Raw genomic sequence first — 13211 nt, forward strand, 5'->3', positions numbered from 1 at the left:
CAGCCTTGCTCGGCAAGATCGCCATGAAGTCACTCATTTTTCTGATTGTGACTACATCTGTAATTCCGTATATATGAATTATCGAATATGATCGCTCGCCATCGGGCCACGGTCGTTTAGGCCCCTGTTCATCATTTCCACGACGCGCATTGAGCACATTCCATGCTGACGGCATCACTGATTTTTCTGGCAACGATCATCTTTGTCATCTGGCAACCCAAAGGTCTCGGCGTTGGCTGGAGTGCCGCAGCTGGCGCACTGGTTGCCCTTGCCACCGGCGTGGTCGGGCTCGGCGATATTCCTGTGGTCTGGAACATTGTCTGGAATGCCACGGCCACTTTTATCGCAGTCATCATCATCAGCCTGTTACTCGACGAAGCGGGCTTTTTCGAGTGGGCCGCGTTGCACGTGGCGCGTTGGGGCAAAGGGCGAGGGCGGCGCCTGTTTGCTTTCATCATTGTGCTGGGTGCCGCTGTGTCAGCGTTGTTTGCCAATGACGGGGCTGCATTGATCCTGACGCCCATCGTCATTGCCATGCTCACGGCGCTGCGTTTTTCGCCTGCCGCCACCCTGGCGTTTGTGATGGGCGCGGGGTTTATTGCTGACACGGCCAGCCTGCCGTTGGTGGTGTCGAATCTGGTGAATATCGTTTCGGCTGACTATTTCCATCTGGAGTTCGGCGAGTACGCATCGGTCATGCTGCCGGTGGATCTGGTCAGCATCGCCGCCACTCTGCTGATGCTGCTGTGGTTCTTTCGCAAGGAAATCCCCGCAACCTACGACGTGTCACAACTCAAGCAGCCTGAAGAGGCCATTGTCGATCGGGCAACGTTCGTGGCGGGCTGGTGGGTCCTGCTCCTGCTGCTTGCAGGCTTTTTCGTGGGTGACGCGTTGGGAGTGCCCATCAGTGCTGTGGCGGCGAGCTGCGCCTTGTTGCTTTATGTGATTGCTGCCCGGGGACATGCCATCGCGACCGGCAAAGTGCTCAGAGAGGCGCCTTGGCAGGTGGTGATATTTTCCCTGGGCATGTACCTGGTGGTTTACGGCCTCAGCAATGCCGGGTTGAGTCATTACGTCACTCGGATCCTGAATGTGTTTGCCGGGCACGGTGTTTGGGGAGCCGCATTCGGCACTGGTTTCCTGACCGCCATCCTGTCTTCGATCATGAACAATATGCCGACCGTGCTGATTGGCGCGCTGTCGATTCAGGCCAGTGATTCGACGGATGTGATCCGCCAGGCCATGGTTTACGCCAATGTGATCGGCTGCGACCTGGGACCGAAAATCACCCCCATCGGTAGCCTGGCAACGCTGTTGTGGCTGCACGTACTGGCCCGCAAGAATATCCGTATCACCTGGGGTTATTACTTTCGGGTCGGTGTGGTGATCACCGTTCCAGTGCTCGCCGCGACGCTGGCGACGCTGGCTATCAGGCTTGGTTTCTAAACAGGAGGACGTATGGATGATTTACTGCCCAATCTCGATTCAGCACTGATCAGCGATTCACTGTTGGTTGAACAGAGTGATAACGCGCAGTGGACCCACAAGCCACGCATTCTGCTGTTGTATGGATCGAATCGGGAGCGCTCCTTCAGCCGCCTGATGGTCGAGGAGGCTGCGCGTTTGCTGGAGCATTTCGGTGCCGAGACCCGGGTATTCGATCCGGCGGGGCTACCCATGCCCGATGACGCGCCCGACAGTCACCAAAAGGTTCAGGAGTTGCGCGACCTGATGGTCTGGTCCGAGGGGCAAGTCTGGTGTTCTCCCGAGCGGCATGGCGCCATGAGTGCGGTGTTCAAGGCGCAAATCGATTGGGTCCCGCTGGCTATGGGCGCTGTCCGGCCCACGCAAGGCAAAACCCTTGCCGTGATGCAGGTCTGCGGGGGTTCGCAGTCTTTCAATGTGGTCAATCAGCTGCGTGTGTTGGGCCGCTGGATGCGTATGTTCACGATCCCCAACCAGTCGTCGGTGCCCAAGGCTTTTCTGGAGTTCGACGAGCACGGTCGAATGAAACCTTCGTCGTTTTATGATCGATTGGTGGATGTCATGGAAGAATTGGTGAAGTTCACCTGGATATTGCGCGAGCGTCAGGAATTCCTGGTGGATCGCTATTCTGAACGCAAGGAATCCGCCGAAGAGCTTTCCCTGCGCGTCAATCAATCTTCTATCTAGTCGGCAATGCGAGGCGCGATTCAGCTAGCCCGCATGACCGAGACGAGGCATTTCATGAGCGATATCACGATTTATCACAACCCGCAGTGCGCCACATCGCGCAATACGCTGGCGTTGATTCGTAACAGCGGTGTCGAACCGCAAGTCATTGAATATCTGAATACACCACCGTCACGGCAAACCCTTCAGGGTTTGATTGCCACGATGGGAATCGCTGTGCGCGACGTGATCCGTATCAAAGGGACACCCTACGAAACATTGGGGCTCGGCAATCCCGACCTTGACGATGAACAGCTGATCGATGCCATGCTGCAGCACCCCATCCTGATCAATCGGCCCATCGTGGTCACGCCTTTGGGGGTACGGCTCTGCCGGCCGTCCGAAGTGGTGCTGGATCTCCTGACGCAGGCCCAGAAGGGCACCTTCAGCAAGGAAGACGGACAGGTAATAATCGATGACCAGGGCAAAAGGGTCTGACCGGGGCAGGGATTGAGCTATACCGGTTAGAACAAAACATCAGAACATGCGTCAAAACCTCAGCGTTTAGTCTCAACGCATGGATTTGAAAGGAGCTGCTTATGTTTATCCGGTCGCTGACCATTGCCACGTTGCTCGCCTGTGCGGGTCCATTGCTCGCCGCCGACAACGACACACCTTTGACCCAGGAGCGCGGCCGCACGCGGCCACTGATCATCATCGCCCCAAGCACCGTGGACCCAACGCTGGTCAGCCTGAAAAAAGCCCTGGACGAGCCGGAGAATCAGAAAGCTTTCGCCGAGCGCAATATGGTTCTGTATACGGTGGTCAATACGATCGGCCAGCGCGACGGCAAGAATCTCGATGCGCAAACCACCATGGCGTTGATTCGCGAACTCAAGCTTGGTGCGAGCACCGGTACCAAGGTGATTCTGGTCGGCAAGGACGGCGAGAAGAAAATCGACAAACTTGGGCCTGTGGGTCCCAAGGAAATCTTCACCACCATCGACGCGCTGCCCGCCGAGGAAAAAAACTTTGCGGCGCCTGCGGTTTCAGCCCCCGCGCCCGAAGCCAAACCCGGCAAGGCAGAGAAAGCAGGCAAGGCAGAGAAAACCGGCAAACCGGCGAAAGGCGCTCCGGCCAAGGCGCTGGAAGACTGATTACGCCAATCATGGGAAGGTTGATCGGGCAGGAATGTGCCGTGTGTGGCTAAAACGATGTTCCGGGCTTGGGTGATGGGAATAAATCCATCATCCTGAGCGGGGGGATTTTACCGATCCCGCCCGGGCTCCGTTTAAAGCGATCAAATACCTGTGAAATCAAGTACCTATGAAAACCGTTGCGGTCATTCTGTTTCCCGACTTCCTGCTCCTTGATATGGCCGGGCCAATCGAGGTGTTCTCCATCGCCAACCGTTATCTGCACGTCGATAACCATTACCAGCTCACTACCATCGGTACCCGGTCGTCAGCCATTCGCGCTTCCAACGGCGTTTCGGTGCAGCCCGATATCTCCATCGATACGGCTGCGAAAAGCTACGATCTGCTGCTCGTGCCAGGTGGTCCCGGCGCTTACAACGATAGAAACCTCGACCTGTTTGCCTGGCTGAGCGAGGCTGCGCAACAGTCCGGGTTGTATGGCTCGATCTGCACCGGCGCGTTCATATTGGGTCATGCCGGCTTGCTGGACGGCCATCGCGTGACCACGCACTGGCATTACACAGAAAGACTGATCAGTGGTTTCCCAGCGGCACAGGTCACCACCGACGAGATCTATATCAGGGATCGCCGCTTGATCACGTCAGGTGGCGTCACCGCCGGAATCGACCTGGCGCTGGCGATTGTTGCCCAGGATCATGGCAAGAAAGTCGCTCTGGACGTCGCCAAAGTGCTACTCGTGGTGATGACCCGCCAGGGCGGCCAGGCGCAGTTCAGTCCGTTGGTTGCCGCAGTGGCGAGCCAGGATTCGCCGATTACTCGCGTGCAGAATTACCTGCTCGAACACCTGGAAGAAGAGTTTTCCATCGAGCGCATGGCAGCAATGGCCGCGATGAGCGCACGTCACTTCTCCCGTGTGTTCGTCCGGGAAGTGAAGATGACGCCCATGGAATTCATTCAGAACGCCCGGATCGACAAGGCCCGCAGCTTGCTGGAAACCACGGCGCTACCGTTGAAGACCATCGCCCACCGCAGCGGTTTTGGCAGCGTGCGGCATATGAGCCACCTGTTCAGCGAACGGTTGGGGCTGACGCCGACTCAGTATCGCCAGCAATTTGGTTAGTGCACCACCGCTGTTGTTGGCGCGAGGTTCGCCCGCGAAGGCGTCGGCTCAGGCGATAAATGTGTCGACTGGACTTCCGGTTCGCGGGCAAGCCTCGCTCCAACGGGCTGAAATCCGGTCTCACCGAAATACCGCAGTCACTGTGGGAGCGAACTTGTTCGCGAAGGCGTCGTCTCAGGCGATAAATGTGGCGACTGGAATTTCGATTCGCGGGCAAGCCTCGCTCCAACGTGCTGAAATCCGGTCTCACCGAAATACCGCAGTCACTGTGGGCGCGAACTTGTTCGCGAAGGCGTCGGCTCAGGCGATAAATGTGTCGACTGGACTTCCGGTTCGCGGGCAAGCCTCGCTCCAACAGAATTGGGCTGAAATCCGGTCTCACCGAAATCGCAGTCACTGTGGGAGCGAACTTGTTCGCGAAGGTTTTGGCTCAGGCGATAAATGTGGCGACTGGAATTTCGATTCGCGGGCAAGCCTCCAACGATCCCGGTGGCTCTATTGCGCATCGCATTGGCCGTTACGCTCCTTGCGTGCGTCTTGTTTACCCGTGGGCGGCTGCGAAGATATCCAGGGATATCTTCGCAGGGGTAACACTCATGGAAAACGAGCATCAGGACAGCGCGCAACGCAGCGCTCCGGCAGTCACCGGCGGGCTGGCTCCGTGGCGGCTGGAGTTGGTCAAGCAGCAGATCCTGACTGACTTGAGCAAGAAAATTTCCGTGCCCGAGCTTGCGCAGTCATGCGCGCTATCACGGAGCCACTTTTCCCGGGCCTTCAAGCGCAGTACCGGCATGTCTCCCCAGGACTGGATCCGCCATCAGCGGATTGCCCAGGCGCAGCAACTGATCCAGCATTCCAGCCTGACCCTGACGCAAATCAGCGCCGAATGCGGCTTTTTTGATCAGGCGCATTTTTCTCACATGTTCACCAAGACCGCAGGCACCAATCCGGCGATCTGGCGATTTCAGGCGCTCGCAGCAGTCGTTGCCTGATTAAACCGCTGCAATCAGGTCGAGTTCTACCGTGGCATTTTTCGGCAATTGGTAAACGCCAATCGAGCTGCGGGTGTGGGCGCCGACATCACCCAGAACGAAAAACAGAATCTCGGAAGCGCCGTCCGCCACTTCGCTTTGCTGGGTAAAATCCTCGGCGCATTGCACGTACAGATTCATGCGCAGCAGACGCTTGACCTCATCCAGCGAACCCAGGCTGCGTTGCAAAAGGGCCAAGGCGCGCATGGCGCAGATTTTCGCCGCCAGTTGCGCTTGAGCGAGGCTGGTATCGGCGCCTGCGCGGCCGGTCACCACAACCGTATCGCCGACTCGGGGAATCTGGCCGCTGATGTACAGCTCGTTATGGTGGCGGATGAGCGGAACGTAATTGCCGCCGATCTTGATTTCTCCGTCGAAGCTGTAACCCAACTCTTCGGCTGTTTGTCTGAAACGGGCGTCTGCTGACATCGGGCATCCTGCGCTGCGGTTGAGGAAACGAATGGGCTCGACTATAGCGTGATCGTGCAGTAGCGGCCATTTGCCTGAGTCAGCACAAGGCGCCGAATGTTCGGCGCCTTGTGTACGACCTGATACCTACTTGCGGGCTTCGATGATCAGGTTGAACGGGGTTTCAGCCGCACGGCGAAAGCGAGTGAATCCTGCCTGGGTCAGCACATCGCGCAATCGCCCCTCGCCAGCCTGGGCTCCGAGACCCAGACCCACCTCCTGTGAAAGCGAGTTCGGCGTGCAGATGAAGGTCGACGCGGCGTAATACAACCGTCCCACCGGCGTCAGGTTTTCATCCAGATGATCCTGGGCGAACGGTTCTACGAGCAGCACCGTGCCATCGTCACGCAACGTCTCATAAGCATGCCGTGCGGCACCGACCGGGTCGCCCATGTCGTGCAGGCAATCGAAGTAACAGATCAGATCGTAATCATTACCGGGAAAGTCCTTGGCAGAGCCCTGCTGGAAGCTGGCCCGGTCGCCGACGCCAGCCTCTTCGGCACGTTGAGTTGCGGTATCGATGGAGGGTGCGTGGTAGTCGAAACCGATAAACGTCGAGGCCGGAAACGCCTGAGCCATGATCACCGTCGACGCTCCGTGGCCGCAGCCGATGTCGGCTACCTTGCCGCCCGCCTGGAGTTTCTCGACAACACCGTCCAGCGCCGGTAGCCAGTCGGCCACCAGATGCGCGCGGTAGCCCGGCCGGAAAAAACGCTCCGTACCGCTGAACATGCAGGGATGATGGTCGCCCCAGGGCAATGCGCCATCGCCGCGCATGGCTGCGACCATTTTGTCCTTGTCATGAAACAGCGCCGCGACCACCGCCGCGCCACCGGTCATGTAGACCGGCGAGTCTTCGGTTCCTAGCACCAGCGCTTGTTCTTCGGGCAGGCGAAACTGGCCATCGCGATGCTCCACGTACCCGGATGCCGCCTGGGCACTGAGCCATTCGCGAACCAGACGCGCATTGCAGCCGGTCTTGCCGGCCAGCGTTTCCGGGGTCATGAACGCGCTATCGGCCATGGCTTGATACAGCCCGAGTTCCTCACCAAGAATCATGTTGGCAACAATTGCCGCTGCGCCCATGTCGTAGACCAGCTTGCCCATGAATTCACCGAGTTTTGCCTCATCCATGGTCTGTTCTCCTCTGTAATCACCGCTGCCCGGGCATGCCCGATAAGGCAACCCGTGCGTGGCAGCGGCGTTTTGAATGGTTACTCTTTGAGCGCAGCTGCCAGCAGTGGCGCCGCCTGCTCGTCGGTCAACGCTGGATGCACTTCCATGACCAGCAGATCACTCCATTGCAGGACCCATTTCTGGATCAGCGTGATGTCGTCGGTCTCTGCAATACCAAAACCCGTCATGCCGCCCACGGCATGCCAGCGGCCGAGCATGGTCACGCCTGCGGGTGCCACGGCACCGGTCTTGAGGAAGCGCTCGATGGCGCGGTTACGGTTTTGCGAGTGGATGGACCAATTAACGATAAACAGCATAAGGCACCTCCTGAGAAGGTCGGCACCTGAGTGTTGAACGCATCCGGCTGGCGCCGTGATGGCCGACGCGCGTCTGTTCAAGCCACGTGGTCGTGTGCTGAAACGACTGCTTCATAGTAAGGAATAGCAGCGTTTTCGCCTCTGGAGCTGACCGGTGATCTTTTTTCCGGGCAGCCAAGTAGAATCACGCCCTGAATGGCTTTTGAGGTTTGCGGTGGTGGATGTTCAACAGGGTTTTATCCTGAGTCGGCATTGGCGTGACACGCCAGCCGGCACCGAAGTCGAGTTCTGGCTGGCGACCGATGACGGTCCTCGGCATATCCGCCTGCCTTTTCAACCCTCGGTAGCCTTCATTCCCGCTGAACATCGCGAGCGCGCCGAAGCCGTGCTGCGCAGCGAACGCGACGTCGAACTTCGCCCGTTGAGCCTCTGTGATTTCCGCCATCGCCCCGTGCTCGGCCTTTACTGCCAGCAGCATCGGCAACTCATGAACCTCGAAAAATCCCTGCGCAAAGGGGGCGTCGATGTCTACGAAGCCGACATCCGCCCGCCAGAACGCTACATGATGGAGCGGTTCATCACCGCTGGTGTGCAATTCAGCGGCGTGGCGGATGCCAGCGGCACGTTGTGCAATGCGCAGATCAAGCCCGCTCCGGATTACCGACCCAACTTGCGCCTGGCCTCCCTGGATATCGAGACCACGGAAAAGGGCGAGCTGTATTCCATTGCACTTGAGGGCTGCGGCGAGCGGCAGGTGTACATGCTCGGGCCACCTAACGGCGACGACAGCAGTGTCGATTTCCAGCTTGAATACTGCGACACCCGCAAGCTGCTGCTGGAAAGGCTCAATCAGTGGCTGGAACGCCATGATCCAGATGCCATCATCGGCTGGAACGTGGTGCAGTTCGATCTGCGAGTGCTGCATGAGCACGCGCAGCGTCTTCAAGTGCCATTGCGACTCGGACGCGGCGGTGAAGCCATGGGCTGGCGCGAACATGGCTCGCGCAATAATCATTTTTTTGCCGATGCCAGCGGGCGCTTGATTATCGACGGCATCGAAGCGCTGCGCTCCGCGACCTGGAGCTTTCCGTCGTTCAGCCTGGAAAACGTGGCCCAGACGTTGCTCGGCGAGGGCAAGGCGATCAGCACGCCTTATCAGCGCATGGACGAAATCAACCGCATGTTCGCCGAGGACAAGCCTGCGCTGGCGCGCTACAACCTCAAGGATTGCGAACTGGTCACGCGCATCTTCGCCAATACCCAGTTACTGACCTTTTTGCTGGAGCGGGCATCGGTGACGGGTCTGCCTGCGGACCGCAGCGGCGGTTCGGTCGCTGCATTCTGCCACCTGTACATCCCGCTGATGCACCGCCAGGGCTTCGTTGCGCCGAATCTGGGCGAGCGCATGCCCGAGGCAAGTCCGGGCGGCTTTGTCATGGATTCGCAGCCGGGTTTGTACGAGTCGGTGCTGGTTCTGGATTACAAAAGCCTTTATCCATCGATCATCCGCACCTTCCTGATTGATCCGGTCGGTCTGGTCGAAGGCATGCGCTTTCCCGACGATGAACATTCGGTGCCGGGTTTCCGCGGGGCACGGTTTTCCCGCACGCGGCATTGTTTGCCTGCCATCGTCGAGCGGGTCTGGCAAGGCCGGGAAACCGCCAAGCGCGAACACAACCTGCCGTTGTCCCAGGCACTGAAGATCATCATGAATGCGTTCTATGGCGTGCTCGGCTCAAGCGGCTGCCGTTTCTTCGATACCCGGCTGGCGTCGTCGATTACCTTGCGCGGCCACGAGATCATGCGCAGAACCCGCGAGTTGATTGAAACTCAAGGCTATACGGTCATTTACGGCGACACGGATTCCACGTTCGTCTGGCTGAAAAGCCCCCACAGCGAAGCGGATGCGGCGCAGATTGGCCAGACGCTGGTGCGTCAGGTCAATCAATGGTGGCGCGAGCATCTGCAACAGGAACTGGGTCTGGAAAGCGCGCTGGAACTGCAGTTCGAGACACATTTCAAACGGTTCCTGATGCCGACCATTCGCGGTGCGGAGGAGGGCAGCAAGAAGCGCTACGCCGGGCTGGTCAGGCGTGCCGATGGCTCCGACGAGATGGTCTATAAAGGTCTGGAAACGGTACGCACCGACTGGTCGCCGCTGGCGCGGCAGTTCCAGCAAGCCCTGTACCTGCGCATTTTCAATCGCCAGCCGTATCAGGACTATGTGCGCGACTATGTGCGCAGCACGCTGGCGGGGGAGTTTGACGACCTGCTGGTCTACCGCAAACGCTTGCGGCGGCGCCTGGATGACTATGAACGCAATGTTCCGCCCCATGTGCGGGCGGCGCGTCTGGCCGACGAGTTCAATGATCTGCACCACCGCCCGCGCCAGTATCAGAACGGCGGCTGGATCAGTTACGTCATCACTGTGGCCGGTCCGGAACCGCTGGAAACCCAGCATTCGCCCATCGACTACGACCATTACGTCACCCGTCAATTGCAACCGATTGCCGATGCAATCCTGCCTTTCGTGGACGATGAATTCAGCACTTTAATCGGCGGGCAACTTGGCTTGTTTTGACCGAAGTAATAGGTAAGCGGGCGAGCGGATAGTTAACGGCTCGCCCGAAGTAACTTAATCAATAACAGTCAGCCGTTGGAACAGCCATTCCCAATAATCTGGTAACGCATGATATGCCGTTGTCCGCTGGAATCTTCATAGGCCATTTCTACCGAGACCGGGCCGCACACATTTGGAACTTCTGAAGTCTCGAGAACTTTGGCGATATCCGGGTGGTCGCCGTAGGCATAATCTTCGACCGGCGTGCTCTGTGGGTTGGCAACGGTGCTGCCTTCCATGGCCAACGCATGAGCGCTCGCACCCGTGAATGCGATCGCGATAAGCGCGACTCTGATATTCATTTGATTTTCCTGATGGCTAATTCATAAACAGAGAAAGTTATAAGTTGCACGCCTGCATTGAGTTAGCTGGTTGCTGTAAGTGGCCGGTTAATCTTGCAGGTCAATTTGTAATGTCGCGTATGGTAGAAGTAAACGTCACGGGGAGGTAGCCATTATTATGCAAACAGTCTTTACCAAAAACGTAATAATAGGATGGTGTTCAGCGTAGTTGTTTGGATCAATGCACTGTAACTAATGTGTGTCCAGTGGACTTAGGTCGCAAGCAGACTTGCCGCCAGTTCGGGCAGCAACACATCACAGGACATTTCGATTTTCAGATTCAGCAGTTCGTCGGCCCGGGTTTTGCCAAAGTTGATCGCCACCAACGGTTTGCCCTGAGCATTGATCGCCTTGCATAGACGAAATGCGGAATACGCCATCAATGATGAGCCAATCACCAGAAGACCATCCGCTTCCTCGACACTGGCCATCGCCTTGGCCGCAGTCGGCGCAGCGACGTTTTCACCAAAGAACACCACGTCCGGCTTGAGCCGTTCACCGTCGCAGTGAGGGCAATTAGGGACCTGAAAATTCGCCTCGAAAGCCGCGTCCAACAAGGTGTCTCCGTCAGGCGCTTGGACTGCATCGACCCCGAGCAGATAATGGTTGTCGGCTTCCATGAGTAACTGAATCTCCGCACGATCAAAGCGCTCGCCGCAGTCCAGGCATAACACTCGATGCAGGCTGCCATGCAACTCGATAACGTCTTGGCTGCCGGCTTGATCGTGCAGCGTATCGACATTCTGGGTGATTAGCCCGGCGATGTTTCCGGCGCGCTGCATCGCCGCCAGAGAGAAATGCGCGGGATTGGGCTGCGCCTTACGGATGCGTGGCCAACCGAGCATGGCTCGCGCCCAGTAGCGACGGCGCGAATCCGGCAGGGTGAGGAATTCGGTAAACATCATCGGTGCCTTGCCCCGGCGCACGCCGTCGCTGTCCCGGTAATCAGGAATTCCTGAAGGCGTGCTGATGCCGGCGCCGGTCAAGACCATGAAGCGCTTTTCAGCCAGTAGCGTGCGCAGCGCTTGCACGGGGGAAAGAGACGGATTGTCGAGCATTTGCAACCTCCGATGGCCTGGGCGATACAAGACCCGTTGGGCGGGCAAGGGACACAGGTTGAGGGGAATACTAGTCGAGGGTTGTTGCCGATAGCGAACGAAACCATGCATTTATGCCGCCCGCTTCGCCGCTGAGGGGTTGGCCTTTGCCCGGTCCACGTGCCAATCTCGGGTTCTTTCGTTGCACAAGGTGCGCTTGCATGAGCCGTTTCCATTTCAAACAAATTGATGTATTCAGCAAGCACACGTTGCTCGGCAACCCGTTGGCTGTAGTACTGCGCGCCGATGAACTGAGTGATGCACGAATGGCTGCGTTCGCCCGCTGGACCAACCTGAGCGAAACCACCTTTGTGCTTGAACCTGTCGATCCGCATGCGGACTATCGGGTGCGTATTTTCACCACTACGCAGGAACTGCCCTTCGCCGGGCATCCAACATTGGGCAGTTGCCACGCCTGGCTGGAAAGCGGCGGGCAGCCCAAGGGTGAAGAGATCATTCAGGAATGCGGTATCGGCCTGGTTCGCATTCGCCGACAAGGCACACAACTGGGCTTCACGGCTCCGCCACTGCTGCGTTCGGAGGCTGTTGAAGCTCCGTTGCTTGAGCGCATCCGTTCAGGCATGGGATTGAGTGAAGGGGCGATCCTCGAAGCGCGCTGGGTCGATAACGGTGCAGGCTGGCTGGCGCTTCGCCTGGCGGATCGTGCCACCGTGCTGGCGCTGCAACCCGATTACGCCCAGCTGGCGGGGTTGGCTATCGGCGTTTTTGCACCTTGGGAACCGCTGCGCGATGGTGACGAAGCACAGTTCGAGGTCCGCGCATTCATTGCCGGGGACGGTATGCCGGAAGATCCGGTCACCGGCAGTCTCAATGCTGGAATCGCGCAATGGCTGCTGGGAGCCGGACTGGCGCCGGATACTTATGTCGTCAGCCAGGGAACTGCCATGGGGCGACAGGGCAGGGTTCATGTTGAACGGGTGGGTGACGACATCTGGATCGGTGGCGAGGCAGTGACCTGCATCGATGGAACGCTAGAGCTGTAAGCAGCGGCAGATGCCCGGGCTATCGATCAAGCATGGGCATCGGCCATGAACAGCGTGCTGATCAATCGCTTGATATCCTCTTGCACGTCTTCGGGCAAACCGTCCAGCTCCCTGAGCAGCTTGGTGTCCCCGGCGGTGATGGCGTCCAGCGCCAGGACTTTACGTGTGCCGGTAATCACGAACAGCACATCGACTCCGGCCCGGGCAACCGCGCCCAGGTAGCCCGCGTTCGGGAACCGTTTGCCTCTTTCGTAAAGTCCCTGGGCGTTGGCTTCAATACCGCCGATGGCTCCTAGCTCCTGCTGGGAAAGATCCAATCTCTTTCTTTCCGATTTTAGCCGGATGCCAATGCCTTCCATTTGGGGTTCTCTTGGTGCTGAAGCCTTCTGACTGAAGGACTCTAAGGCGTACCTTGTGCGTAGCAGCTTAGCAGATGGACCGGGTCTTTAGTTTTCTGCTTAGTCAGGTTTTCCGACTAAGCTTCTGAAAAAAATCAGTATTTTTTAAATTGCAGATATCGCCGGGTTACAGGGAAGTGTCAATGCGGTTCACAACAGCAACGCGTGGGTGATAAGGCGCGTGCGCGGCAAGGTATTGAACACTATGACTTTGAAGGCTCGAAAGTTATGCAATTCAGTTATGAGCTGATCGCAGCGGGTCATTGATCCGTCGCTTGGGTGAGCTGCAGGCTCTATTAATAATTGCATTATCTGAAACTCGTCTTTTGGC

14 protein-coding genes are annotated in these 13211 nt (G+C 57.9%); 8 read left to right on the forward strand and 6 right to left on the reverse strand.

Annotation, left to right across the window (positions count from 1 at the left end; all coding sequences use genetic code 11):
• Positions 1 to 162: 162 nt before the first annotated feature.
• The 6 genes from AFK24_RS28330 to AFK24_RS28355 all read left to right on the forward strand — a co-directional run bounded on the left by AFK24_RS28330 (position 163) and on the right by AFK24_RS28355 (position 5420).
• The gene (locus AFK24_RS28330; protein ID WP_065836397.1) at positions 163 to 1446 is read left to right on the forward strand and encodes an arsenic transporter; all 1284 of its coding nucleotides are present in this window, start codon (positions 163 to 165) and stop codon (positions 1444 to 1446) included.
• A 12-nt stretch (positions 1447 to 1458) separates the two neighbouring features.
• Positions 1459 to 2172 (forward strand): arsenical resistance protein ArsH, encoded by a 714-nt coding sequence (arsH, locus tag AFK24_RS28335; RefSeq protein ID WP_065836398.1) that lies wholly within the window; start codon positions 1459 to 1461, stop codon positions 2170 to 2172.
• Positions 2173 to 2226: 54 nt separating this feature from the next.
• Entirely contained in the window at positions 2227 to 2649 is a 423-nt protein-coding gene (gene arsC / locus AFK24_RS28340; RefSeq protein ID WP_065836399.1) for an arsenate reductase (glutaredoxin), read from the forward strand.
• A gap of 101 nt (positions 2650 to 2750) precedes the next feature.
• Positions 2751 to 3308, forward strand: a complete 558-nt coding sequence (locus tag AFK24_RS28345; RefSeq protein WP_065836400.1) for a DUF4174 domain-containing protein — start codon at positions 2751 to 2753, stop codon at positions 3306 to 3308.
• Between the two features lie 169 nt (positions 3309 to 3477).
• Entirely contained in the window at positions 3478 to 4428 is a 951-nt protein-coding gene (locus tag AFK24_RS28350) for a GlxA family transcriptional regulator (RefSeq protein WP_065836401.1), read from the forward strand.
• Between the two features lie 596 nt (positions 4429 to 5024).
• The gene (locus AFK24_RS28355; protein WP_065836402.1) at positions 5025 to 5420 is read left to right on the forward strand and encodes a helix-turn-helix domain-containing protein; all 396 of its coding nucleotides are present in this window, start codon (positions 5025 to 5027) and stop codon (positions 5418 to 5420) included.
• Here AFK24_RS28355 and AFK24_RS28360 read toward each other — a convergent pair whose 3' ends face one another.
• From AFK24_RS28360 to AFK24_RS28370, 3 genes are all read right to left on the reverse strand, one after another.
• Positions 5421 to 5888, reverse strand: coding sequence for a RidA family protein (locus AFK24_RS28360; protein WP_065836403.1), 468 nt, complete (start codon positions 5886 to 5888; stop codon positions 5421 to 5423).
• 126 nt (positions 5889 to 6014) lie between these two features.
• Positions 6015 to 7061 (reverse strand): methyltransferase domain-containing protein, encoded by a 1047-nt coding sequence (locus AFK24_RS28365; RefSeq protein WP_065836404.1) that lies wholly within the window; start codon positions 7059 to 7061, stop codon positions 6015 to 6017.
• Between the two features lie 80 nt (positions 7062 to 7141).
• Positions 7142 to 7420, reverse strand: coding sequence for a DUF3303 domain-containing protein (locus AFK24_RS28370; protein WP_065836405.1), 279 nt, complete (start codon positions 7418 to 7420; stop codon positions 7142 to 7144).
• 217 nt (positions 7421 to 7637) lie between these two features.
• Between AFK24_RS28370 and AFK24_RS28375 the strand changes: the two genes are divergently transcribed.
• Positions 7638 to 10001 carry a DNA polymerase II gene (locus AFK24_RS28375; protein WP_065836623.1) on the forward strand — a complete coding sequence of 788 codons (2364 nt, stop codon included), beginning with the start codon at positions 7638 to 7640 and terminating at the stop codon, positions 9999 to 10001.
• 68 nt (positions 10002 to 10069) lie between these two features.
• Here AFK24_RS28375 and AFK24_RS28380 read toward each other — a convergent pair whose 3' ends face one another.
• Both AFK24_RS28380 and AFK24_RS28385 read right to left on the reverse strand, forming a co-directional pair.
• Complete coding sequence (locus AFK24_RS28380) at positions 10070 to 10342, reverse strand: DUF2790 domain-containing protein (protein ID WP_065836406.1); 273 nt, start codon at positions 10340 to 10342, stop codon at positions 10070 to 10072.
• 251 nt (positions 10343 to 10593) lie between these two features.
• A complete protein-coding gene (locus tag AFK24_RS28385; protein WP_065836407.1) occupies positions 10594 to 11439 on the reverse strand; it encodes an NAD-dependent protein deacetylase in 846 nt (281 codons plus the stop codon).
• Between the two features lie 200 nt (positions 11440 to 11639).
• Between AFK24_RS28385 and AFK24_RS28390 the strand changes: the two genes are divergently transcribed.
• Positions 11640 to 12482, forward strand: coding sequence for a PhzF family phenazine biosynthesis protein (locus AFK24_RS28390; RefSeq protein ID WP_065836408.1), 843 nt, complete (start codon positions 11640 to 11642; stop codon positions 12480 to 12482).
• Positions 12483 to 12508: 26 nt separating this feature from the next.
• Here the strand turns inward: AFK24_RS28390 and AFK24_RS28395 are convergent, their stop codons facing one another.
• Positions 12509 to 12841 carry a helix-turn-helix domain-containing protein gene (locus tag AFK24_RS28395; protein ID WP_065836409.1) on the reverse strand — a complete coding sequence of 111 codons (333 nt, stop codon included), beginning with the start codon at positions 12839 to 12841 and terminating at the stop codon, positions 12509 to 12511.
• Positions 12842 to 13211 lie beyond the last annotated feature (370 nt).

The organism is Pseudomonas syringae, assembly GCF_001698815.1.
GTDB lineage: Bacteria > Pseudomonadota > Gammaproteobacteria > Pseudomonadales > Pseudomonadaceae > Aquipseudomonas > Aquipseudomonas syringae_A.